22 protein-coding genes and 1 tRNA gene are annotated in these 21,582 nt (G+C 70.4%); 14 read left to right on the plus strand and 9 right to left on the minus strand.

Annotated elements, in window-relative coordinates; translation table 11 throughout:
• The first annotated feature begins 21 nt into the window (after positions 1 to 21).
• The 11 genes from KZC50_RS08225 (at position 22) to rplA (ending at position 9,731) form a co-directional block, all read left to right on the plus strand.
• A complete protein-coding gene (locus tag KZC50_RS08225) occupies positions 22 to 1,383 on the plus strand; it encodes a flavin monoamine oxidase family protein (protein WP_310891318.1) in 1,362 nt (453 codons plus the stop codon).
• Entirely contained in the window at positions 1,380 to 2,270 is an 891-nt protein-coding gene (locus KZC50_RS08230) for a universal stress protein (protein WP_310891319.1), read from the plus strand. The genes KZC50_RS08225 and KZC50_RS08230 overlap by 4 nt, the downstream gene beginning before the upstream one ends.
• Positions 2,267 to 3,808: an APC family permease gene (locus KZC50_RS08235; protein ID WP_310891320.1), complete on the plus strand. Its 1,542-nt coding sequence runs from the start codon at positions 2,267 to 2,269 to the stop codon at positions 3,806 to 3,808. Before KZC50_RS08230 ends, KZC50_RS08235 begins: the two co-directional genes overlap by 4 nt.
• A 35-nt stretch (positions 3,809 to 3,843) precedes the next feature.
• Positions 3,844 to 5,205 carry an NAD-dependent succinate-semialdehyde dehydrogenase gene (locus tag KZC50_RS08240; RefSeq protein ID WP_310891321.1) on the plus strand — a complete coding sequence of 454 codons (1,362 nt, stop codon included), beginning with the start codon at positions 3,844 to 3,846 and terminating at the stop codon, positions 5,203 to 5,205.
• 83 nt (positions 5,206 to 5,288) lie between these two features.
• Entirely contained in the window at positions 5,289 to 5,726 is a 438-nt protein-coding gene (locus KZC50_RS08245) for a pyridoxamine 5'-phosphate oxidase family protein (RefSeq protein ID WP_053548106.1), read from the plus strand.
• A 151-nt stretch (positions 5,727 to 5,877) separates the two neighbouring features.
• A tRNA-Trp gene (locus tag KZC50_RS08250) sits at positions 5,878 to 5,950 on the plus strand.
• Between the two features lie 45 nt (positions 5,951 to 5,995).
• The gene (gene secE / locus KZC50_RS08255; RefSeq protein WP_053548234.1) at positions 5,996 to 6,268 is read left to right on the plus strand and encodes a preprotein translocase subunit SecE; all 273 of its coding nucleotides are present in this window, start codon (positions 5,996 to 5,998) and stop codon (positions 6,266 to 6,268) included.
• An 82-nt stretch (positions 6,269 to 6,350) separates the two neighbouring features.
• Positions 6,351 to 7,367, plus strand: coding sequence for a transcription termination/antitermination protein NusG (nusG, locus tag KZC50_RS08260; RefSeq protein WP_310891322.1), 1,017 nt, complete (start codon positions 6,351 to 6,353; stop codon positions 7,365 to 7,367).
• 180 nt (positions 7,368 to 7,547) lie between these two features.
• Positions 7,548 to 8,378 carry an endonuclease domain-containing protein gene (locus tag KZC50_RS08265; RefSeq protein WP_310891323.1) on the plus strand — a complete coding sequence of 277 codons (831 nt, stop codon included), beginning with the start codon at positions 7,548 to 7,550 and terminating at the stop codon, positions 8,376 to 8,378.
• A 217-nt stretch (positions 8,379 to 8,595) separates the two neighbouring features.
• Positions 8,596 to 9,027, plus strand: a complete 432-nt coding sequence (gene rplK / locus KZC50_RS08270; RefSeq protein ID WP_053548103.1) for a 50S ribosomal protein L11 — start codon at positions 8,596 to 8,598, stop codon at positions 9,025 to 9,027.
• A gap of 14 nt (positions 9,028 to 9,041) precedes the next feature.
• Complete coding sequence (gene rplA / locus KZC50_RS08275; RefSeq protein WP_310891324.1) at positions 9,042 to 9,731, plus strand: 50S ribosomal protein L1; 690 nt, start codon at positions 9,042 to 9,044, stop codon at positions 9,729 to 9,731.
• Positions 9,732 to 9,802: 71 nt separating this feature from the next.
• Here rplA and KZC50_RS08280 read toward each other — a convergent pair whose 3' ends face one another.
• Positions 9,803 to 10,459, minus strand: a complete 657-nt coding sequence (locus KZC50_RS08280) for a LysE/ArgO family amino acid transporter (RefSeq protein ID WP_310891325.1) — start codon at positions 10,457 to 10,459, stop codon at positions 9,803 to 9,805.
• A 68-nt stretch (positions 10,460 to 10,527) separates the two neighbouring features.
• Between KZC50_RS08280 and KZC50_RS08285 the strand changes: the two genes are divergently transcribed.
• On the plus strand, positions 10,528 to 11,436 hold the full coding sequence (locus KZC50_RS08285; protein ID WP_310891326.1) for a LysR family transcriptional regulator ArgP: 909 nt from the start codon (positions 10,528 to 10,530) through the stop codon (positions 11,434 to 11,436).
• Here KZC50_RS08285 and KZC50_RS08290 read toward each other — a convergent pair.
• From KZC50_RS08290 to KZC50_RS08320, 7 genes are all read right to left on the minus strand, one after another.
• Positions 11,423 to 12,466: an NADP-dependent oxidoreductase gene (locus KZC50_RS08290; protein ID WP_375294574.1), complete on the minus strand. Its 1,044-nt coding sequence runs from the start codon at positions 12,464 to 12,466 to the stop codon at positions 11,423 to 11,425. The genes KZC50_RS08285 and KZC50_RS08290 overlap by 14 nt on opposite strands.
• Positions 12,467 to 12,533: 67 nt before the next feature.
• The gene (locus tag KZC50_RS08295) at positions 12,534 to 13,052 is read right to left on the minus strand and encodes a MarR family winged helix-turn-helix transcriptional regulator (RefSeq protein WP_310891327.1); all 519 of its coding nucleotides are present in this window, start codon (positions 13,050 to 13,052) and stop codon (positions 12,534 to 12,536) included.
• Between the two features lie 11 nt (positions 13,053 to 13,063).
• A complete protein-coding gene (locus KZC50_RS08300; protein WP_310891551.1) occupies positions 13,064 to 14,635 on the minus strand; it encodes an MDR family MFS transporter in 1,572 nt (523 codons plus the stop codon).
• Positions 14,636 to 14,786: 151 nt separating this feature from the next.
• The gene (locus KZC50_RS08305; protein ID WP_310891328.1) at positions 14,787 to 15,458 is read right to left on the minus strand and encodes a YqaJ viral recombinase family protein; all 672 of its coding nucleotides are present in this window, start codon (positions 15,456 to 15,458) and stop codon (positions 14,787 to 14,789) included.
• 67 nt (positions 15,459 to 15,525) lie between these two features.
• Complete coding sequence (locus tag KZC50_RS08310) at positions 15,526 to 16,548, minus strand: ABC transporter ATP-binding protein (protein ID WP_310891329.1); 1,023 nt, start codon at positions 16,546 to 16,548, stop codon at positions 15,526 to 15,528.
• Positions 16,545 to 18,053 (minus strand): ABC transporter permease, encoded by a 1,509-nt coding sequence (locus KZC50_RS08315; RefSeq protein ID WP_310891330.1) that lies wholly within the window; start codon positions 18,051 to 18,053, stop codon positions 16,545 to 16,547. Before KZC50_RS08315 ends, KZC50_RS08310 begins: the two co-directional genes overlap by 4 nt.
• Positions 18,054 to 18,127: 74 nt before the next feature.
• Positions 18,128 to 19,174 carry an iron ABC transporter substrate-binding protein gene (locus KZC50_RS08320; RefSeq protein WP_310891331.1) on the minus strand — a complete coding sequence of 349 codons (1,047 nt, stop codon included), beginning with the start codon at positions 19,172 to 19,174 and terminating at the stop codon, positions 18,128 to 18,130.
• Between the two features lie 334 nt (positions 19,175 to 19,508).
• On the opposite strand from KZC50_RS08320, the gene rplJ reads away from it, so the two are divergent.
• Together rplJ and rplL are read left to right on the plus strand one after the other, a co-directional pair.
• Positions 19,509 to 20,024, plus strand: coding sequence for a 50S ribosomal protein L10 (gene rplJ, locus KZC50_RS08325; protein WP_301133329.1), 516 nt, complete (start codon positions 19,509 to 19,511; stop codon positions 20,022 to 20,024).
• Between the two features lie 42 nt (positions 20,025 to 20,066).
• A complete protein-coding gene (gene rplL, locus KZC50_RS08330; protein ID WP_301133330.1) occupies positions 20,067 to 20,453 on the plus strand; it encodes a 50S ribosomal protein L7/L12 in 387 nt (128 codons plus the stop codon).
• A gap of 89 nt (positions 20,454 to 20,542) precedes the next feature.
• Here the strand turns inward: rplL and KZC50_RS08335 are convergent, their stop codons facing one another.
• Complete coding sequence (locus tag KZC50_RS08335; protein WP_310891332.1) at positions 20,543 to 21,580, minus strand: LacI family DNA-binding transcriptional regulator; 1,038 nt, start codon at positions 21,578 to 21,580, stop codon at positions 20,543 to 20,545.
• Between the last annotated feature and the right edge of the window lie 2 nt (positions 21,581 to 21,582).

Consider the following 21,582-nt stretch of genomic DNA (forward strand, 5'->3'; position numbering starts at 1 on the left):
GGGAGAGCTGAGGAGACGCACATGAACGAGGTGACGCGCGACGTCGTGATCGTCGGCGCCGGAGCCGCCGGCCTCACCGCCGCCCACGAACTGCGCAAAGCAGGGCTGTCGGTGGCGGTGCTGGAGGCCCGCGAGCGGGTCGGCGGGCGGCTGTGGACCGACGTCATCGACGGCGCCATGCTCGAGATCGGCGGCCAATGGGTCTCGCCCGACCAGGAGGTGCTGAAGGAGACGATCGCGGAGCTCGGACTCGAGACCTACTCCCGCTACCGCGAGGGCGAGTCGGTCTACATCAACGCCGCCGGGGAGCGGACGCTGTTCACCGGGGAGATCTTCCCGGTCAAGCCCGAGACCGAGAAGGAGCTCGTCCGCCTGATCGACAAGCTCGACGCGATGGTCGCCGAGACCGATCCGGACCGTCCGTGGGACCGCCCGGATGCCGAGGAGCTCGACCGCATCTCGTTCGAGGCGTGGCTGGAGCAGGAGACCGACGACCAGGAGGCGCGCGACAACATCGCCCTCTTCATCGCGGGGGCCATGCTCACCAAGCCCGCCTACGCCTTCTCGGCCCTGCAGGCCCTGCTGATGGCCGCGAGCGCGGGGAGCTTCTCGCACCTCGTCGACGCCGACTACATCCTCGACGAGCGCGTGGTGGGCGGACTCCAGCAGGTGCCGCTCCTCCTCGCCGAGCGCCTCGGCGATGACGTCTTCCTCGAGCAGCCGGTCACCGAGGTCAAGACCGCCGGCGACGGCGTCACGATCGTGACCGACAACGGCATGGTCGTCCGCGCGCGGTACGTCATCCTCGCCCACGCGCCGATCCTGTACCCGTGGATCGAGTTCGATCCGCCTCTGCCGCGCCTCAAGCAGCAGCTGCACCAGCACATCTCGATGGGCTTCGTCATCAAGGTCCACGCCGTCTACGACCGTCCGTTCTGGCGCGACAAGGGCCTGTCGGGCACCGCGTTCAGCCCGTACGAGCTGTCGCACGAGGCGTACGACAACACCAACCACGGCGACGAGCGCGGCACCCTCGTGGGATTCGTCTCCGACCGCAACGCCGACGACCTCTTCCGCGTGTCCGCCGAAGAGCGCAAGGAGCGCATCCTCGCGTCGTTGGCGAACTACTTCGGCCCCGAGGCGAAGGACCCGCTCGTCTACTACGAGAGCGACTGGGGTGCGGAGGAGTGGACCCGCGGCGCGTACGCGGCCAGCTTCGACCTCGGCGGTCTCACCCGGTACGGCGCGGACCTGCGCACCCCCGTGGGCCCGATCCACTTCGCCTGCAGCGACATGGCAGGCGCCGGGTATCAGCACGTCGACGGGGCGATCCGCATGGGACGCCTGGTCGCGCAGAACATCCTCGACGAGGCCCGCCGGTGACCGGGCGGCTGCGCCTGGTCGTCGGCTACACCGCGACCAAGGCCGGGAAGGATGCCGTCGCCTTCGCGTCGCGGTTCGCCGCGGCATCCGGCGCCGACCTCCACCTCGTGCAGATCCTGCCGGCGGAGGGGCGGAGCGTCATCACCCCGCCGAACGCCGCGTACGACCGGTACCTCGAGGGCCAGGCGCGGGAGTGGCTGGCCGAGGCGGCATCCGCGGTCCCGGACACAGTGGAGCACGCCGAGCACGTCCGCTACGCCGAGTCCTTCGGCGAAGGGCTCCTGGAGACCGCGGAGGAGCTGTCGGCCACGCACATCGTCGTCGGCGCCGCCGACGGCGGACGCCGCGGACGGCACCGCCTCGGCACGACGACGAACGAGTTGCTGCACGTCTCCGACATCCCCGTCATCCTCGTGCCGAAGGGCGCGCGCAAGGCCCCGGCGGATGCCGGGCTCCCGCGTCTGACGGTCGCGATCGGCACCCGTCCGGGGGCCGATGCGCTCATCGACGAAGCGGCGACCCTCGCCGCCGCCACCGGCGCATCGGTGCGACTCCTCTCGCTCGTGACCGTCGACCTTCCGGCATCCGTCGACACGGGCGTCATCCGCATCGCCGGCGCCGCCCATGCCGATCAGGTCCTCCAGACCGCGCAGGCGGCCCTCAGCGCCGACAGCGCGAGCGAGGTCGTCGTCGCGCGCGGGGAGAGCATCGAGGACGCCGTCTCCCACCTCGAGTGGGAGCCGGGCGAGATCGTCCTGGTCGGCTCGAGCCGGCTCGCACAGCCCAAGCGCCTGTTCCTCGGGTCGACCGCGGCGAAGATGCTCCATGAACTCCCCGTCCCCATGATGGTCGTGCCCCGCACGCGCAAGGAAGAGGGCCAGAAGTGAGCGCACCCGAAAAGCCGCTGGCGGGCGAGGCCGCCCCGGCCGGCGGACTGTCGAGCAAGGGCCTCGGCGCCGGCACCGTCGGCCTCATCGGCGCCGTCGTCATCGGCATCTCCTGCATCGCCCCGGCCTACACCCTCACCGCGGCGCTCGGCCCCACGGTCTCGGCCGTCGGCGTGCAGGTCCCCGGCATCATCCTGCTCGGGTTCATCCCGATGCTCCTGGTCGCCTTCGGCTACCGAGAGCTCAACCGCGCCATGCCGGATGCCGGCACGTCGTTCACCTGGGGCGCACGCGCCTTCGGTCCGTGGGTCGGCTGGATGGCCGGCTGGGGCCTCATCGCCGCGACGATCCTCGTGCTGTCGAACCTCGCCGGCATCGCGGTGGAGTTCCTCTTCCTCCTCATCGCCCAGATCACGGGGCAACCGGGGATCGCCGAGCTGGCCTTCAACCCGTTCATCAACGTCGCCGTCTGCCTCCTCTTCGTCCTCGGTGCGACGCTGGTGTCGTACCGCGACATGCAGACCACGCAGAAGCTGCAGTACTTCCTGGTCGGCTTCCAGGTGCTGGTGCTCCTCGTCTTCGCGATCGCCGCGATCGTGGAGATGCTCACCGGCAACGCCTTCGACGCCACGCCCTTCGACTTCTCGTGGTTCAACCCCTTCGCCGTCGGCGACTTCTCGGCGATCGTGGCGGGGCTCTCGCTGTCGATCTTCATCTTCTGGGGCTGGGACGTCACCCTCACGATGAACGAGGAGACGAAGGACCCGGAGAAGACCCCGGGGCGCGCGGCGACCCTCACCGTCCTCATCATCGTCTCGCTCTACCTGCTGCTCGCCGTCTCGCTCATCATGTTCGCCGGCGTCGGGACGGGCGAGTACGGGCTCGGGAACGAAGACATCCAGAGCAACGTCTTCTTCGCGCTCTCCGGACAGGTGCTCGGGCCGCTGGCGTTCCTGGTGTCGCTCGCGGTGCTGACGTCCTCGGCGTCGTCGCTGCAGTCCACCTTCGTCTCGCCCGCGCGGACCCTCCTGTCGATGGGGCACTACGGCGCCCTCCCGGCATCCTTCGCCCGGGTCAGCCCCCGCTTCTTCACGCCCGGCTACGCGACCATCGTCTCGGCGATCGTCGCCTCCGGGTTCTACGCCGTGATGCGCTTCATCAGCGAGAACGTGCTGTGGGACACCATCACCGCGCTCGGCATGATGATCTGCTTCTACTACGGCATCACCGCGTTCGCGTGCGTCTGGTATTTCCGCAAGCAGTGGTTCGACTCGGTGCGCGGGTTCTTCTTCACGATGCTTCTGCCGCTCGTGGGCGGCGTCATCCTGCTGGTGCTGTTCGTGCAGACCCTCGTCGACTCGATGGACCCCGACTACGGCAGCGGATCGAACATCGCCGGTGTCGGCCTGGTGTTCATCCTCGGCGTCACCGTGATCCTGCTCGGCGTGGTCATCATGATCTGGCAGTCGATCAAGCGCCCGGCGTTCTTCCGCGGCGAGACCCTGTCGATGGACGCCCCCGCGAGCCTGCGCCGGTGACGGCAGACTGTACCCAAACGATCGGAGAGAACAACATGAGTGACTACGCCGTCGTCAACCCCGCCACGGGCGAGACCCTGGCCACCTATCCGACCATCGGCGACGCCGAGCTGGAGACGGCGATCGCGACCGCCGACAGCGCGTACCGGCAGTGGCGCGACGTCCCCGTCGCCGAGCGCGCCGAGCGCCTCCGCCGCGTCGCCGAGCTCCACCGCGAGCGCCGCGACGAGCTCTCCGCCATCATCGTGCGCGAGATGGGCAAGCCGCTGGCCGCCGCGGAGGGCGAGGTCGACTTCGCCGCCGACATCACCGAGTACTACGCCGACCAGGCGGAGAAGATCACCGGCGACCAGCCGCTCGAGATCGAGGGCGAGGGCCCGGCGTTCATCCGGCGGTCGCCGCTCGGGGTGCTGCTCGGCATCATGCCGTGGAACTTCCCGTACTACCAGGTCGCCCGCTTCGCCGCGCCGAACATCATGATCGGCAACACGATCCTGCTCAAGCACGCGCCGCAGTGCCCGGAGTCCTCCGCCGCGATCCAGAAGATCTACGAGGATGCCGGTCTCGAGGGCGTCTACATCAACCTCTACGCCACCAACGAGCAGGCCGCGTCCGTCATCGCCGACCGTCGCGTCCAGGGCGTCTCCGTGACCGGCTCCGAGCGGGCGGGGTCGGCGGTCGCCGAGATCGCCGGGCGGAACCTGAAGAAGGTGGCGCTGGAGCTCGGCGGATCCGACCCCTTCATCCTCCTGTCCACCGACGACCTCGACGCCACGGTGCAGGCGGCCGTGGACGCGCGCCTGGACAACAACGGTCAGTCCTGCAACGCCGCCAAGCGCTTCATCGTCATCGACGAGCTGTACGAGGCGTTCCTCGAGAAGTTCACCGCGGCGATGTCCGGCGCGCAGGTGGGCGACCCGTTCGCCGAAGACACGGTGCTCGGGCCGCTCTCCTCGCTCGCCGCCGCCGAGCGCCTCGCCGAGCAGGTCGACCGCGCCGTGGCGCAGGGTGCGCGGCTCGTGACCGGCGGCACCCGCGACCAGGCGTACTACCCGGGGACCGTCCTCACCGACGTCACCCCCGACATGGACGTGTACCGCGAGGAGCTCTTCGGCCCCGTGGGCGTCGTCTACCGTGTGTCCTCGGAGGAGGAGGCGGTGCAGATCGCCAACGACACCAGCTACGGTCTCGGCTCCTATGTGTTCACGACTGATGCCGACCAGGCCTCGCGCATCGCCGACCGGATCGACGCGGGCATGGTCTACATCAACCTCGTCCTCGCCGACGAGCCGGCGCTGCCCTTCGGCGGCGTCAAGCGCTCCGGCACCTCGCGGGAGATGGGACTCCTCGCCGCCGACGAGTTCGTCAACAAGAAGCTCATCCGCGCGGCGAGCTGACGGATCGGCCCGGCTCGCGACATCCGTCCGAGTCGGGCCCTAGGTCCCTGGTGGTTTGTTCGGCGAGCCGGGAGGATGGGGTCATGGAAGGCGTATACAGCCCCGTGACCGTCCTCGACGACGAGGCCTGCTGGCAGCGGCTGCGCACGGAGGAGCTCGGGCGGCTCGTCACGCGCGTGGGGGAGGTGCTGGACATCTTCCCCGTCAACTACGTCGTCGACGGCGAAAGCATCCTCTTCCGCACCGCGCAGGGCTCGAAGCTGTTCGAGCTCACCGTCAACGACGAGGTCCTGTTCGAGGTGGACCATCACACGGACGAGCACGCGTGGAGCGTCGTGGTGCGCGGACACGCGCGGGCCCTCGATGACAGTGCGTCCGTCGAGCGCGCGGACGGGATGGGGCTGAAGCCCTGGATCCCGACGCTGAAGTACACCTACGTCCGCGTCGAGCCGACGGTGGTGACCGGGCGCGCGTTCGACCGTGGACCCGAACCCGACCGCTACGGCATCCAGCAGTACTGAACGGCGCCGGACGGAACGGGCGTCGACCGCCGGTTCGTCGGGCGCGGAGGCATGCCGTACACTGGTGCGTGCAGTAGAAGTCTGCAATCTTCGCCGTGCCCGCCGCGGTTTCGGAGGGGATGAAGACTTCGTCCGAGGCCCGTGGGTCTCTAGGGCGGTAGCTCAATTGGCAGAGCAGCGGTCTCCAAAACCGCAGGTTGCAGGTTCGATTCCTGTCCGCCCTGCGCGTCAGCGGAAGCTGACACACGGAAGGTAATCAGGTGGCATCGATGGTTCAGGACGACCCGAACGGCGAGCTCGTCCCCGCGGGCGGCAGCACTTCCCAGGGGAAGAAGCTGAACGTGTTCGCGCGGATCGCGCTGTTCATCCGTCAGGTCTTCGCCGAGCTCCGCAAGGTGGTCACGCCCACCCGCAAGGAGCTGGTGAAGTACACCGGAGTCGTCCTCGGCTTCGTCGTGGTGATGATGGCCATCGTCTACGGCCTCGACGTGCTGTTCGTGATGATCACGCAGTACGTGTTCGGGATCCCCGGCGGCGCCTGAGCCCACGCACACGCCCGCGATCTCGCGGGCCTCGACGCGAGGGGCGGCGACGCCCGCGCGGACGGATGGAGATGGAACGCACGTGACGGAACGATATGTCGACGACGCCGACTGGGCGACCGCGGCCGAGCAGTCCTCCGAGGACGACGAGGCGCAGGAGGGCAACCAGCTGGCCGCCGAGGAGCTCGCGGTGACCCCCGCCGAGCACGTCGCCATCCACATCGTCGAGGACCAGCCCGAAGAGGACACGACCGACCTCGACGACATCGAGATCGCCGACCCGGAGGCCGACGCCATCGTGAACGACGCCCTGCACATCGACGAGGCCGCCGAGGCCGAGGCCGCGGCCGAGGTCCTCAACGACTCGATCGCCGAAGAGGCGGAGGAGTACGCCGCCGAGCACGCCGACGACGTCACCCCGTACGACGGGCCCGACGTGAACGGCGACGACGAGGACGAGGCATCCGACGAGGACGAGGACCCCTACGAGGCGTTCCGCACCGAGCTGCGCAGCCTCCCGGGCAAGTGGTACGTCATCCACTCCTACGCCGGCTTCGAGCGCAAGGTGAAGGCCAACATCGAGCAGCGCAAGTCCACGCTCGAGGTCGAGGAAGACATCTACCAGATCGAGGTCCCCATGGAGGACGTCGTCGAGATCAAGAACGGACAGCGCAAGATGGTCACGCGCGTCCGGATCCCCGGCTACGTGCTCGTGCGCATGGAGCTGAACGAGGACACCTGGTCGGTCGTGCGTCACACGCCCGGCGTGACCGGCTTCGTCGGCAACGCCCACAACCCGACCCCCCTCCGCTTCGAGGAGGCCTTCACGATGCTGAAGTCCCTCGTCGAGGTCAAGGATGTCGCTCCCGCCAAGGGCGCCGCGACCAAGCCGGGTCAGCAGGCCGCGTCCCGCGTCCTTCCCGCCGAGGTCGACTTCGAGGTCGGCGAGACGATCACCATCAAGGAGGGCTCGTTCGCGGGTCTTCCCGGCACGATCAGCGAGATCAAGCCCGAGAGCGGCAAGCTCACGGTCCTCGTCTCCCTGTTCGAGCGCGAGACCCCCGTCGAGCTGTCGTTCGACCAGGTCACGAAGCTGTAAGAGCACCCCTCTCGCGAAAGCGCCTCGTCTCCCGACGGGGCGCTTTCGCTGTGCCGCGGCATCCGTTCCGCACTCTTGCGCGCATCCGCGCCTCCTCCCCAGGGGCGGATGCGCCGGGTGCTGTCCCCAGAACGGGGGCGACGCGGTTGCGGGGCGCCCTCGTCGGGGAGGCTCGCGGGGATGGATGAGCTGACGGATGCCGTATCCCAGGCCGGTGGTGTCGTGCGCGTGTCCGCGCTCCGGTCCCGCGGGTGGTCGCGTCGCGCGATCGAGCGACGGCTCGCCACGCACATGCTGACGCGTCCGCGCGACGGGTGGGTCGCGCTGCCGGGTGCCGACCCGCTGCTCGTCGCCGCGGCGCGGGCGGGCGTCGTGCTCTCCTGCCTCACGCAGGCCGAGCGTCTCGGGCTCTGGGTGCAGGGCGACGGTTGCGTTCACGTGGCGGCGCCGCCGAAGCGGCACATCGGGGAGGTGAGCGACGCGACCCGGGTGCACTGGGCGCGCCCCCTCGTGCCGCGGCATCCGGACGTCCTCGTCGACCCCGTCGAGAACGTCCTCGCGGTCATCGCGCGCTGTCGACCGCACGAGCAGGCCCTCGCCGTCTGGGAGTCGGCGCTCCGGCAGGGGCTCGTCGTGCGGGAGTCGCTTCGGCTTCTGCCGTTGGCGCCGCTCGCCCGCGTCCTGCTCGAGGAATGCTCGCTGCACTCCGACTCGGGCCTGGAGACCGTCATCCCCGTGCGCCTGCGGTTCCTCCGCCTGCCCATCCGCCAGCAGGTGTGGCTCGCGGGGCACGCGGTCGACTTCGTCATCGGCGATCGCCTCGTCCTCCAGGTCGACGGCGGCCACCACGTCGGTGCGCAGCGGCGGAGCGACATCGCGCACGACGCGCGGCTGAAGCTCCTGGGGTACCACGTCATCCGCATCGACTTCGTGCAGATCATGACCCGCTGGAGTGAGGTGCACGACGTGATCGTCCGCGCCGTCGCGCAGGGACTCCACCGCGCACGATGACGGACATGCGCACGATCACGGACCACTCGGGGCCGCGGCATCCGTCATCATGCGCATGTCCGTCATCGTGCCCGGGGAGGGCGGGTTCGGGTGAGGGCGACGGATGCGGTATTCTTGGGTGGTTTGCGCCCTGCGCGCAACGCACCGCGCTCGGGAACGGCCCGAGAGGCGGGAGAACCGGATGCCGCGGCACCCGGTTCGAGGAAAGGAAAAGGATATGGCACCCAAGAAGAAGGTGACCGGCCTGATCAAGCTCCAGATCAAGGCCGGCGCTGCCAACCCGGCGCCGCCGATCGGCCCCGCGCTCGGTCAGCACGGCGTGAACATCATGGAGTTCTGCAAGGCGTACAACGCCGCGACCGAGTCGCAGCGCGGCAACGTCATCCCCGTGGAGATCACCGTCTACGAGGACCGCAGCTTCACGTTCATCCTGAAGACGCCCCCGGCCGCCGAGCTCATCAAGAAGGCCGCCGGCCTCCAGAAGGGCTCCTCCACGCCGCACACCGTCAAGGTCGGCAAGCTCACCAAGGACCAGGTCCGCGAGATCGCCGAGGCCAAGCAGCCCGACCTGAACGCGAACGACATCGACGCTGCCTCGAAGATCATCGCCGGAACCGCCCGCTCCATGGGCATCACGGTCGAGGACTGAGGGGGATAGGAAACATGGCTACCAAGTCCAAGGCCTTCCAGGCCGCTGCCGCCAAGATCGAGGCGGACAAGTTCTACACCCCGACCGAGGCCGTCGCCCTCGCGAAGGAGACCGGTTCGGCGAAGTTCGACTCCACCGTCGAGGTCGCCCTCAAGCTCTCGGTCGACCCCCGCAAGGCGGACCAGATGGTGCGCGGCACCGTCATCCTGCCCCACGGCACCGGTAAGACCGCTCGCGTCATCGTCTTCGCCACCGGCCCCGCGGCCGAGGCCGCCATCGCGGCCGGAGCGGACGAGGTCGGCGGCGCCGAGCTCATCGAGAAGGTCGCCGGCGGGTACACCTCGTTCGACGCCGCCGTCTCCACCCCGGAGCTCATGGGCCAGGTCGGTCGCCTGGGCAAGGTGCTGGGTCCCCGTGGCCTCATGCCCAACCCCAAGACCGGCACCGTGACTCCGAACCCGGCCAAGGCCGTCGAGGAGATCAAGGGCGGAAAGATCGAGTTCCGCGTCGACAAGCACGCCAACGTCCACTTCGTCGTGGGCAAGGCGTCCTTCTCCGCCGAGCAGCTGGACGAGAACCTCTCGGCCGCGCTCGAGGAGATCGTGCGTCTGAAGCCGTCGAGCTCGAAGGGCCGCTACATCCAGAAGGGTGCGGTGTCGACCACGTTCGGCCCCGGCATCCCGCTGGACGTCAACGCCATCTGATCTCGCGTACGCGTCACGAGGGCCTCATCCGAAAGGGTGGGGCCCTCGTCGTCCGTCCTGGGGGCCGACGCTCACGCGAGCGGCAGCACCAGGCTGACCGCGAGGGCGATCATGACCACACCGATGGCGAGATCGAGGATCCGCCAGGCCCGCGGCGTCGCGAGCCACCGCCCGAGGTAGCGTGCGCCGAAGCCCAGGGCGAAGAACCACACCACGCTCGCCGCCATCGCGCCGGCGGCGAACGTCCACCGAGACTCGCCGTGGGTGGCGGCGACCGAGCCCAGCAGGAAGACGGTGTCGAGGTACACGTGGGGATTCAGCCACGTCAGGGCGAGGCAGGTGCCGAGCACAGGCGCGAGGCGCGCCCGCGCGGAGACCCCGACGGCGACGGATGCCGTCCCTCCGCGGTCGTGCGGAGCGTCTTCCTCGACGCGCAGCACCGCGGCCGGGCGCCACGCCCGTCGGAGCGCGAGGATGCCGTAGACGGTGAGGAATGCCGCCCCCGCCCACCGGACCACGTCGATCAACCCCGGGAGAGCGGTCAGCGCGAGGCCCGCGCCGGACACGCCGAGGGCGATGAGCGTCGCATCCGACACGGCGCACACGGTCGCCACCGCGAGCACGTGTTCGCGACGGAGCCCCTGCCGCAGCACGAAGAGGTTCTGCGCGCCGATGGCGATGATGAGGGAGAGGCCGAGGCCGAAACCGGCGAGGAGGACGGGAAGCACCCTCTCACGTTAGACATGGCGTCGAGATAAGCCCAGTTCAGGAAACTGCATCTGCGTAAGCTCTGCTTATGCGAATCCCCTTCGATCTCGCCGAGACCGTGGCGCTCGTGGTTGCGGAGGGGACCTTCGACGCCGCCGCCGCGCGACTGCACATCACCCCGTCCGCCGTCAGCCAGCGCGTGCGCACGCTCGAAGACCTCGTGGGGCAGGTCCTCCTCGTCCGGTCCAAGCCCGTGCGGGCGACCGCGGCAGGCGAGGCGATCGTGCGCCTGGCGCGACAGGCCGTACAGCTCGAGACCGACGCGCGTGCGGCGCTCGGCATCGGCGCCGGCGAGACGGCATCCGTGGCCCTCGCCGTCAATGCCGACTCGCTGGCGACGTGGTTCCTGCCGCCCCTCGCACGGCTGACCGAACGACACGGCGTGGTGTTCGAGGTCCATCGGGACGACCAGGACTTCACGGCGGGTCTGCTGGAGACCGGTGCGGTCCTGGGCGCGGTGACCTCTCAGCGGCGCCCGGTCGCCGGGTGCCGGGTCACCGCGCTCGGTTCCATGCGCTACCGGGCCGTCGCGGCACCGTCCTACGCGGCGCGATGGATGCCGGACGGAGCGGATGCCGGGGCCCTCGAGAGCGCACCGGCCGTGGACTTCGATCGGCGCGATGAACTGCAGCGGACGTGGCTGCGCTCCCGCGGCGTGGTCACGGTGCCACCGCGCCACCTCGTGCCCGCGTCGCACGACTTCGCCACCGCGGTCCTGCTCGGGCTCGGGTGGGCTCTCCTCCCGACCTTCCAGGCCGACGACGCCCTCGCTCGGGGCGACCTGGTCGCGCTCGGCGGCGAGGATGTCGAGGTGCCGCTGTACTGGCAGCAGTGGAACCTTCGTTCGCCGCTGCTCGACGCGGTGGCGGAGGAGATCATCGGCGAGGCGCGTCGGGCGCTGGATCGACCGTCACCGGATGTGGTCAGTCGTCGCTGACGCGCAGCACCACTTTGCCGCGGGTGTGGCCCTCCTCGATCAGGGCGTGCGCGCGGGCGGCGTCGTCGAGTTCGATGACCTGGTCGATGTAGACCTGGATCGAGCCGGAGTCGAGCAGGCGTCCGATCGTCGCGAGTGCGCCGCCGTCGGGGATGACCTTGTAGGACGTCGAGCGCACGCCCGCGGATGCCGCGGCCTCCGCGAATCCGGGCCAGGACCCCGTCGGCACGAGGACGTAGAGACCGCCGGGTCGCAGGACCGAGAGCGAACGCGTGCCCGTGTCGTCGTGCACGTTCCCGATGAGGTCGATGACGACATCCACCTCGGCGACGACCTCTTCGAAGCGCGTCGTGGTGTAGTCCACGACCGTGGCCGCGCCGAGTTCGCGCAGCCACGCGGCGTTGCGTCCCGAGCTGGTCGCCGTCACGTGGGCGCCGAAGTACGCCGCCAGCTGGACGGCGAAGTGACCCACCCCGCCGCTCCCCGCGTGGACGAGGATCCGCTGGCCTTCGTGCGCATGCGCGGTCTCCACGACCAGCCCCCACGCCGTGAGGGCCGCCAGCGGCACGCCCGCCGCCTCGACGTGCGACAGTGATGCGGGCTTGCGCGCGACCGAGAGGGTGGGGGCGACGACGTACTCGGCGTAGGAGCCGCCCGTGCGGGGGAAGGACGCCATTCCGTAGACGGGCGTCCCCGGAGGAAAGGGGTGGGCCTCATATGGGGCGCGGACGACGATGCCGCTGAAGTCGAAGCCGAGGACGCTCGGGAACTCGTCGATCGCCCCCGACACCCCCGCGCCGCGCCGGGTCTTCGCGTCGATGGGGTTCACGCCGGCCGCGACCACGCGGACGAGCACCTCGCTGAGGACCGGGCTCGGTGTGGGCATGTCGACGGTGCGGAGGGTGGACGGTTCTCCCGCGGCCGTCATGGCCGTCGCGCGCATGCTCGAGGGGACCTCGGCCGACGGCTCGGACGAAGGGGCGGGGTGTGCGATCGGGGTGGAGCCTGAGCGCAGCGGCCGGAATCTCATCGGTCGCTCCTTCCGGTGTCTGTCGTCGTCGGCAGCACGCGTGTCGAGGGGTGTGTGGAGGACCCAGTCAACCGTCCGATTGTCTCGCCCGTGTTACGTCGGTGCTACCGCGTGGAGAAGGGTCTGCGCCCGGCGTGTTGCCGGTGGTCAGGGCGTGCAGCAAGCGGGCGAGCGAACGGATGTCGTCGACCGACCATTCCGCCAGCGCGTCGACCAGGAGACCTTCCTGCGGCGCCCGCGCGGCGGCGAGGCGTTCGAGTCCTTCAGGGGTCGGGGAGAGGAGGTGCGACCGGCCGTCGTTCGGATCGGGCGTCCGCTGGATCAGCGCGAGGGATTCGAGCTCCCGCACGGTGCGACTGATCTGCCCCTTGTCCGCCAGAAGGATCTCCGCCAGCGCGGAGAGCGTCAGCGGGCCTCGACGCACGATCGTGGTGAAGACCTTGTACGGTCCCGGGAGAAGTCCCGGCGAGACCCGGTCGGCGTTCTCCGCGATGATCCGACGGAAGCGCCCGATCAGCTCGCCGAACTCCGCCTCGAGCGCCCGGACGGCGTCGGCCCGGTCGGCGGCGGTGTCGTGGTCGCTCATCGCGTTCGACCCTACTCGGCGGTCCGTCCGCCCGCGCGCGGTGCCGCGGGGACGACGCCCGTGTCGACGCTGACCGTGGCCAGGTCCGCTTCGAGCGCGTGCGCCCGCTCACGGGTGGTCATGCGGTTCAGCGGCACGTTCGGCAGGAACGCGATCGCGAAGACGGCTAGGACCGCGACCGGGACGGCCAGCAGGAACGAGTGCGAGATCGCCTGGGCGTAGACGTCTTCGATGATCACGCGGACGCTCTCGGGGAGCGCGGAGACCTGGGGGATGGTGCCGGAATGCAGCTGCGCCGCCACCTCCGCGCCGCGCGCGCCGAGCCCTTCGATCGCGCTCGCGAGGTCCGACCGGCGGTCGGCGAGCAGGCCCGTCGCCGAGCTCGCGAGCGCGGCGCCCATCACGGAGACCCCGACGGTCCCGCCGAGGCTCCGGAAGAAGGTGACGCCGGAGCTGGCGACCCCCATGCGCCGCGGGTCGGCGGTGTTCTGGACGATGAGGACGAGGTTCTGCATCGTCATGCCGACGCCGGCGCCGAGCAGCACCATGTACAGCGACACGAGGGCGAAGTTCGTGTCGTACTCGATGGTCGACAGGGCGAAGCTCCCGACCGTGAGGAGGAGCGAGCCGGCGACCAGGTACGGCTTCCACTGCCCGAACCGGCTGATGAGCGCGCCGACGACGACCGAGGCGACCAGGAGTCCGGCGATCATGGGGATGGTCATGAGTCCCGCCTCCGTGGGGGTGGCCCCGCGCGCCATCTGCATGTACTGGCTGAGGAACACCGAGGTGCCGAACATCGCGATGCCGGTCGAGATCGAGGCGACGGTCGCGAGGGTGAAGGTGCGGTCGCGGAAGAGGTCCAGCGGGACGAGCGGCTCGCGGGCCCGCAGTTCGACCAGGACGAAGAGGATGCCGGCCACGACGGCGCCTCCCGCCATCAGCAGCGTCTCGATGCTCCACCAGTCGAACGTGGAGCCGGCGCCGGTGATCCACACGAGAAGGAGGGAGACGGCCGTGGAGAGCAGGACGATGCCGAGGTAGTCGATGCGGACGCGCCGGGCGGGCTGACTCGGAAGGTGGAGGGTGCGCTGCTGGATGACGAGGGCCGCCAGGGCGAAGGGGAGGGCCACGAAGAAGTTCCACCGCCACCCGAGCGTGTCCGTGATGACGCCGCCGAGGAGGGGGCCGCCGACGGTGGCGACGGCCATCACGGCGCCGAAGAGCCCCATGTAGCGCCCGCGCTCGCGCGGGCTGATGATGTCGGCCATGATCACCTGGCTGAGGGCGGCGAGGCCGCCCGCGCCGATCCCCTGCACGGCGCGGAACGCGATGAGCATCTCCGGGGTCTGCGAGAAGCCCGCCGCGGCCGTGGCGAGGACGAAGATCACGATGGCGATCTGGATGAGGAGCTTCCGAGGGAACAGGTCGGCGAGCTTTCCCCAGATCGGCGTCGAGATCGCCGTGGTCAGGAGCGTCGCGGTGACCACCCAGGTGAAGGCCGACTGATCGCCGTCCAGATCGTGGAGGATCACCGGGAGCGAGGTGGAGACCACCGTCGAGGCGAGCATCGACACGAACATGCCCAGCAGAAGGCCGGACAGCGGCCGGAGGACGGACGAGGTGGTGGGGGCGGGAGAGGTGGTCACGGCATCCTTCGTTGATCTGGGTCAACTGTTGATCTGAGTCAACAATAAGGAAATGCTTGATGCACGTCAACTATTCCCGGGTGGGTCAGTCGGCGAGGGCGAGGGCGCGGTACGGCTCGCGCGCGACGCGTCGGCGCTCCGCGACGGCGGCGTTCGCCGCGACGGCGCTCCGGCCGTGCGTCGTCCGGTGGTAGAGCTCGTCGATGAGGGCGGTGGCCAGGCGCACGAGCCCGGCGATCTCCGCGTCGTCGCGGTCGACCCATGCGCATCGGGGTTCGTCGTCGATGGGGACGAACCCGTCGTGCTGCTCCCACGCGACGAGCGTCCGCTCGGCGCCGAGCACGTGCTGCTGCCACCACACCTGGCGGAGGTACGTCCGGGGGATGGACCGCCAGGACTTGTTGGTCGTCTTGATCTCGGCGAGGACCACGCGTCCGCGGGCGTCGAGCCCGACGCCGTCCGGCGTGGCGAGGTGACGCTTCTCGACGACGGCGTGGAACAGCGCCGAGGAGGGCTGGATGCCGTGCGTCGCCGCCACCCACGCGGCGATCTCGGGCTCGCGCGCCCGGCCGTGCGCGGTATAGGCGTTGCCCGAGAAGCCGGAGCCGAGGAGCTTGGCGTCGGCGGCGCGCGCGATCGACCGCTCGGAGGTGAGGGCGGCGACATCCGTCGCGGTGATCCCGCGCGAGCGCGCGCGCACCCACGCGACCCGATCGCGGGAGTCCGCGACGATACGGGCGGCGAGTTCCGGAGTCACCGTTCGAGGCTAACCCGGACCCCGCGCACGGACCGCACGCGACACCCGATCCGACCGGCTGTGCTGCTCACTCGGGTGGGAGGGGGGCCGCAGCTCCCCGCACCGAGACGGCGGCCCGCTCGCCCGGCGCGACATCGATGTCGGGACCCACGCGGACGGTGAGATCCGTGCCGGCATCCAGTCGCAGGTCGACCAGTGCGTCGTGGCCGAAGTAGCGGATGCGGGTCACCTCGCCCGAGCCGGCGTGGCCGTCGGCGGCGTGCAGTCGGATCTGCTCGGGGCGTAGGACGATGGACACGGCGCCCCGGGCGGGTGCCGACAGGGCGATGTCCCCGAGTCCGCACGTCGCGCGGTCGCCGTGGGCGTGGGCTGGGAGGATGAGGGCTTCGCCGAGGAAGCGGGCGGTCCAGGCATCCGCCGGTGCCGTGTAGACGTCCCGCGGCGTGCCCACCTGCACGATCCGGCCCGCCCGGAGCACGGCGACCCGGTCGCCGAGGGAGAGGGCCTCCTCCTGGTCGTGGGTGATCAGTGCCACCCCCACCCCGCGGTCGCGCAGGATCTGGGCCACGTCGTCGCGGACCTGCTGCCGAAGACCGGCGTCGAGGGCGCTGAAGGGCTCGTCCATGAGCACCAGGCGCGGTTCGTGTGCGAGGGCGCGGGCGACGGCCACGCGCTGGCGCTGTCCCCCGGAGAGCTCGTGCGGTCGACGCCGGACGAGGTCGCCGAGGCCGACGACGTCCGCGAGGTCCCGGACGCGGGCGTCGCGGTGCGCGCTGTGCAGGCGGAGCCCACGGATGCCGTAGCCGATGTTCGCGGCGACGTCGAGGTGCGGGAACAGCGCCCCCTCCTGCGGGACGAGGCCGATGCCGCGCGACTCGGGGGCGCGGCGTGTGACGTCCTCGCCGTCGATCACGACGCGTCCCGAGCGGAGGGGGTGGAGGCCGGCGATCACACGCAGGAGCGTGGACTTCCCGCTCCCGGACGGGCCGAGGACGCTGACGCGCTCACCGGCGCCGATCTCGAGGTCGACGTCGTGCAGGACGTCGTGATCCGCGTACGCGGCGCGGGCCTTCTCGACTCGGGTGGTCACGGTGCCATTCTCCCGGACGTCGTCCGGCGCCGCTCCAGTCCGCGCGCGAGGAGGAGGGCGGGTGCGATGCCGGCGAGGATCAGGAGCACCCCGATGGGGGCTGCCGCGCCGTACGCGCCGAGCGAGGTCTTGCTCCACAGCTCGGTGGCGAGCGTGTCGAACCCGATGGGGCGGAGCATGAGAGTGGCGGGCAGCTCCTTGGCGACGGCGGTGGCCACGAGCACCCATCCCGCGAGGATGCCGGGCAGCGCGCCGGGGAGCGTGACGCGCAGCCACGTGCGCACCGGACCGCGGCCGAGGGTGCGTGAGGTCTCCTCGAGCTCTTCCGGGACCTGCGCGATCGCTGCGCGGGAGGCGCCGATCGACTTCGGCAGGAACAGGATGCCGTAGGCGGCGAGGAGTACGAGGGCGCTCTGGTAGGCGCCGGGGAAGAACTGCAGGGAGAGCGTCACCAGCGCCAGGGCGACCACCACGCCGGGGAGGGCGTGGCCGAGGTAGGACACCGACTCCAGGCCCGTCACGAGCGGGCCACGGTAGCGCGCGGCGAGGATGCTGACCGGCAGGGCGACGGCGACCGCCACGGTCGCTGCGAGCGCCGAGATGCCGACGGTCGTCCCCAGGGCCCCCGCGAGGTCGACCGGCGTGGAGGCGTAGCGGTCGCTGCGGAGCATCCGGATGCCGAGCGCGACGACCGGGAAGAGCACGCTCGCCGCGGTGACGACGGCGAGGGCCGTCATGGTCGCGGCGGTGCCCGCGCGGCCGAGTTCCACCGCGGGGCGGGCGGATGCGGTGGTCCGGGTGCGCACGGTCCGCGGGCGGATGAGCCGTTCGCCGGCGACGCACACGACGGCCACGGCGGCGAGCAGCAGGGCCGTGGTGGCGGCCAGCGTCCGGTCGAATCCACTGCTGAACTGCGCGTAGACGCCCGTCGTGAGCGTCTCGACGCGGAGGATCGCGGGTGCGCCGAAATCCGACAGTGCGTACAGCGCCACCAGGAGGGCGCCGGCGGCCGCGGCCGGGAGGACGTGGGGGAGCACCACTGTGACGTAGACCCGCACCCGCCCGCGGCCGAGGGTGCGGGCGACGTCGACCAGCCCGTCGTCGAGGGTGGACAGGGCCGCCATCGCCGGCAGCGTCACGTACGGCACGGTGCACAGGGTCAGCACGATCACCAGCGGCCAGAAACCGTCGACCGTCGGCCAGGTCGCCGTCCACGCGAAGGCGCCGACGTAGCTCGGCACCGCGAGCGGAAGGCACAGGGCGATCCACCACAGCCGGCGGCCGGGAAGGCGCACCCGGACGGCAGCGGTCGCGAGGGCGATGCCGAGCGCCAGCGCGAGGGCGCTGACCGTCGCCGTCAAGGCGAGCGTGTCGACGAGGAGGCCCGCGGTCCGCGGACGCAGCAGCGCGGATGCCGCGGCCTCGGTGCCGCCGCCGGCCACCCGTGTCAGCAGCTGGACCAGCGGCGCGGCCGCGGCTGCGGCGACCAGGGCCGCCGCGAGCACCAGCAGCGCGGGAGCGCGCCGAGAGGGCGCGCTCCCGCGCTCGACGGAGCGTCGCGGGGACGAGAGGGCGGTGGTCAGAGCAGTCCCGCCGCGGTGATCATCGCCACGGTCTCCTCCAGCGAGGACAGGTCGGAGAGGTCGATGTCGGGGCCGCCCAGCTCGTCGCGGGCCGGCACGCCCTCGGGGCCGGGGAGGTCGCCCACGAGCGGGTACTCGAACGTCTCCTCGAGGAAGTAGGTCTGGGCGTCCTCGGAGACGAGGAACTCGACGAACTCGGCCGCTTCGGGGGAGTCGGCGGCGCCGGTGAGGATCCCGGCTCCCGTGACGTTGACGAGGGCGGAGATCGAGTCGGGGTCGCCGAACTTCAGCTGCGCGCGCAGCGTCGTGGGGTCCTGCTCGGAGCGGGCCCAGTAGTAGTGGTTGATGAGGCCGAGGTCGACGGCGCCGGCGTTGACCGCTTCGAGCAGCTCGCCGTTGCGCGCGTAGACCGGGGAGTCGTTCGCCACGAGACCCTCCAGCCACGCCTCGGCGACCTCGTCGCCCTCGCTGACGCGGAGGGCCGTCACGAACGCCTGGAAGGAGGCGTTGCTCGGAACGATCCCGACTTTCCCCGCCCATTCCGGCTCTGTCAGCTCGAGGACGTCGCCGGGGACCTCGTCGGCGGTGTACTTCTCGCTGTCGTAGGCGATGACGCGGGCCCGGCCGGTCAGGCCCACCCAGGAGTCGTCGGTGGAGGTGTACTCGGCGGGCACGAGCTCGGTGATCTCGTCCGGCAGGGTCGTGAACATCCCGGCCTCCGCGACGGCGCCGAGGGCTCCGGCATCCTGGGAGAGGAAGACCTGTGCGGGCGTGCGCTCGCCCTCTTCGAGCAGCTGTGCGGCGAGCTCGGTGGTCCCGGCGTAGCGGACCTCGACGGTGATGCCGGACTGCTCCTCGAACATCTCGATGAGGGGGTCGACGAGTTCGGCATCGCGGCCCGAGTAGACCGTCAGGGTGCGCGGACCCTCGGCGGTCTCGTCCGCCGTCTCGGCCGGGGCGTCCGCGCCGGCGCAGGCGGTGAGGGTCAGTGCGGCGACGCCGAGCAGGGCGAGGGGCAGCAGGCGGGAGCGGCGAGAGGGCATGGCGGATCGTCCTTCGTCAGGGGAGGGGGCGCGACGCGCGGGCGTCCTTGTTAGGTTAGCCTAACCATGTGCCGGTCACGCACGATTTGGCGGACTTCCCGCGCTGTCGTAGGCTGTGTCCAACCGAAGACCGCCGGTCATCGTCGTGCGTGAAAGCGTGAGGCGATCGAAGCTCTGGAAACAGGGGCCCGCGCAGGTGTCACGAACCGGACTTCCGTCCTTCAGCTCCGTGCGCTTGCGCCGGAGCTTTTTCGTTTTCCTTGCTGGGAAACACCGGATGCCGTCGGCCGGCGCTTCGCCATCGCGAAGTGTCTCGCATACACAAGGAGTGGCCATGGCGCAGAAGGAAGCATCGGTCGCCGAGCTCACGAAGAACTTCGAGGGCTCGACTGCTGTTCTGCTGACCGAGTACCGCGGCTTGACGGTTGCCGAGCTCAAAGAGCTCCGCAACAGCATTCGTCAGGACGCGGAATACGCCGTGGTGAAGAACACGCTGACCAAGATCGCCGCGAACAACGCGGGGATCACGTCGCTGGACGACGACCTCAAGGGTCCGTCGGCCGTCGCGTTCGTGCACGGTGACCCGGTCGCCGTCGCGAAGGGTCTGCGCGCCTTCGCCAAGGCACACCCTCTTCTGGTCATCAAGGGCGGCTTCTTCGACGGAAACCCCCTGACCGCTGAAGAGGTCAACAAGCTCGCCGATCTCGAGACCCGTGACGTCCTGCTGGCGAAGCTCGCCGGTGCGATGAAGGCCTCGCTGACCAAGGCGGCCTACGTCTTCAACGCACTGCCGTCGAAGGCCGTTCGCACGGTCGACGCACTGCGCGAGAAGCAGGAGTCCGCGGCCTGAGACAGGCCCGGCTGACAAACCCACCCAACAAGGAGAATCATCATGGCAAAGCTCAGCACTGAGGAGCTGCTCGACGCGTTCAAGGAGCTCACGCTCATCGAGCTCAGCGAGTTCGTCAAGGCGTTCGAGGAGACCTTCGACGTCACCGCCGCCGCCCCCGTCGCGGTTGCCGCCGCCGGCGCCGGCGCGGGCGCGCCCGTCGAAGAGGTCGAGGAGAAGGATTCCTTCGACGTCGTCCTCGAGGCCGCCGGAGACAAGAAGATCCAGGTCATCAAGGTCGTCCGCGAGCTCACCTCGCTCGGCCTCGGCGAGGCCAAGGCCGTCGTCGACGGCGCCCCCAAGGCTGTCCTCGAAGGCGCCACCAAGGAGGCCGCCGAGAAGGCCAAGGCTTCCCTCGAAGAGGCCGGCGCGACCGTCACCCTCAAGTGAGCCGAGGCGGATCAATGCTGCGCAGCAGCGTTGATGCGCCGAACATTCACTGACGGAAGCCCCGGATGCTCAGGCATCCGGGGCTTCTGTCATGCCCGGGCGTCGGTGACGGCCGCGGAACGGTCGGGGGCGAGGGGCGCCGTCGAGCTGCGCACGACCATCGTCGCCCGCTGCCGCAGGATCGAGTGCGGCCGGTGGGGGTCCTGCAGGTGGGCGAGGACCAGATCGACGGCGGCGCGTCCCTGCGCGCGCGGATCCTGCTTCAGGGTGGTGAGGGAGAACATCTCGGCGTACTCGTGGTCGTCGATGCCGATGACAGAGAGGGCGCTGGGGACCTGCACGCCCAGGCGTCGTGCGGCGATGATGGCGCCGATGGCGACCTCGTCGCACGTGGCCACGATGGCCGTCGGGCGCTCGCGGAGATCGCCCAGGACGTTCACGGCTGCGGCGTACCCGCCGGGGAGCGTCACGTCGGAGTGGATGTGGCGGATGCCGGCACCGAGGCCCGCGTCCTCCATGGCCGAGGTGTACCCGCCGAGTCGGCGACGGTCCACCTGGGCCCAGTGCTGATCGGGGCGCCCGCCGAGGAAGGCGATCCGCTCGTGTCCGAGAGCGAGCAGGTGCTCGGTGGCCCGACGCGCGGCATCCTCCTCGTCGATGGCGACGAGGGTCGTGGTCTCACCGGAGCCGACGACGCTGACGATGGGGCGCCCGATGGCGACGAGCCGCTCCAGTTCGCGGTGGTCGGGCTCGAGTCCGACGGCGATGAGTCCGTCGAACCGCTTCCGGGCGAGGTAGTCGTCGAAGATCCGCGCCCGGCCCTCGCTGCCCGGACTGGCGTCGTACAGCGTGAGGTCGAGCCCGTGCTCGAGCAGGGCCTCCTGGATGCCCTCCAGGACCTCGGCGAAGAACCAGCGGTTCAGGTACGGCATCACCACGCCGATGTTCTTGGTGCGCCCGGTGGCGAGACTGACGGCGCTGGTGGACGGAACGTAGCCGAGCTCGGCGGCGGCGCGCGCGACGCGCTCCCGGGTGTCGTCGGAGACGTAACCGGTGCTGCCGAGCGCGCGGCTGGCGGTCGATTTCGACACACCCGCGCGCCGTGCGACTTCCGAGATACCGCTCACCG

It is taken from the genome of Microbacterium aurantiacum (assembly GCF_031625015.1).
Taxonomy (GTDB): domain Bacteria; phylum Actinomycetota; class Actinomycetes; order Actinomycetales; family Microbacteriaceae; genus Microbacterium; species Microbacterium aurantiacum.

What these genes read in the sequence shown, in the direction of transcription:
- KZC50_RS08225 (WP_310891318.1), top strand. Translation starts at nt 22, where the DNA reads ATGAACGAGGTGACGCGCGACGTCGTGATCGTCGGCGCCGGAGCCGCC.
- KZC50_RS08240 (WP_310891321.1), top strand. Translation starts at nt 3,844, where the DNA reads ATGAGTGACTACGCCGTCGTCAACCCCGCCACGGGCGAGACCCTGGCC.
- KZC50_RS08245 (WP_053548106.1), top strand. Translation starts at nt 5,289, where the DNA reads ATGGAAGGCGTATACAGCCCCGTGACCGTCCTCGACGACGAGGCCTGC.
- secE (WP_053548234.1), top strand. Translation starts at nt 5,996, where the DNA reads ATGGTTCAGGACGACCCGAACGGCGAGCTCGTCCCCGCGGGCGGCAGC.
- KZC50_RS08265 (WP_310891323.1), top strand. Translation starts at nt 7,548, where the DNA reads ATGGATGAGCTGACGGATGCCGTATCCCAGGCCGGTGGTGTCGTGCGC.
- rplK (WP_053548103.1), top strand. Translation starts at nt 8,596, where the DNA reads ATGGCACCCAAGAAGAAGGTGACCGGCCTGATCAAGCTCCAGATCAAG.
- rplA (WP_310891324.1), top strand. Translation starts at nt 9,042, where the DNA reads ATGGCTACCAAGTCCAAGGCCTTCCAGGCCGCTGCCGCCAAGATCGAG.
- KZC50_RS08285 (WP_310891326.1), top strand. Translation starts at nt 10,528, where the DNA reads ATGCGAATCCCCTTCGATCTCGCCGAGACCGTGGCGCTCGTGGTTGCG.
- KZC50_RS08290 (WP_375294574.1), bottom strand. Translation starts at nt 12,466, where the DNA reads ATGAGATTCCGGCCGCTGCGCTCAGGCTCCACCCCGATCGCACACCCC.
- KZC50_RS08295 (WP_310891327.1), bottom strand. Translation starts at nt 13,052, where the DNA reads ATGAGCGACCACGACACCGCCGCCGACCGGGCCGACGCCGTCCGGGCG.
- KZC50_RS08300 (WP_310891551.1), bottom strand. Translation starts at nt 14,635, where the DNA reads ATGTTCGTGTCGATGCTCGCCTCGACGGTGGTCTCCACCTCGCTCCCG.
- KZC50_RS08320 (WP_310891331.1), bottom strand. Translation starts at nt 19,174, where the DNA reads ATGCCCTCTCGCCGCTCCCGCCTGCTGCCCCTCGCCCTGCTCGGCGTC.
- rplJ (WP_301133329.1), top strand. Translation starts at nt 19,509, where the DNA reads ATGGCGCAGAAGGAAGCATCGGTCGCCGAGCTCACGAAGAACTTCGAG.
- rplL (WP_301133330.1), top strand. Translation starts at nt 20,067, where the DNA reads ATGGCAAAGCTCAGCACTGAGGAGCTGCTCGACGCGTTCAAGGAGCTC.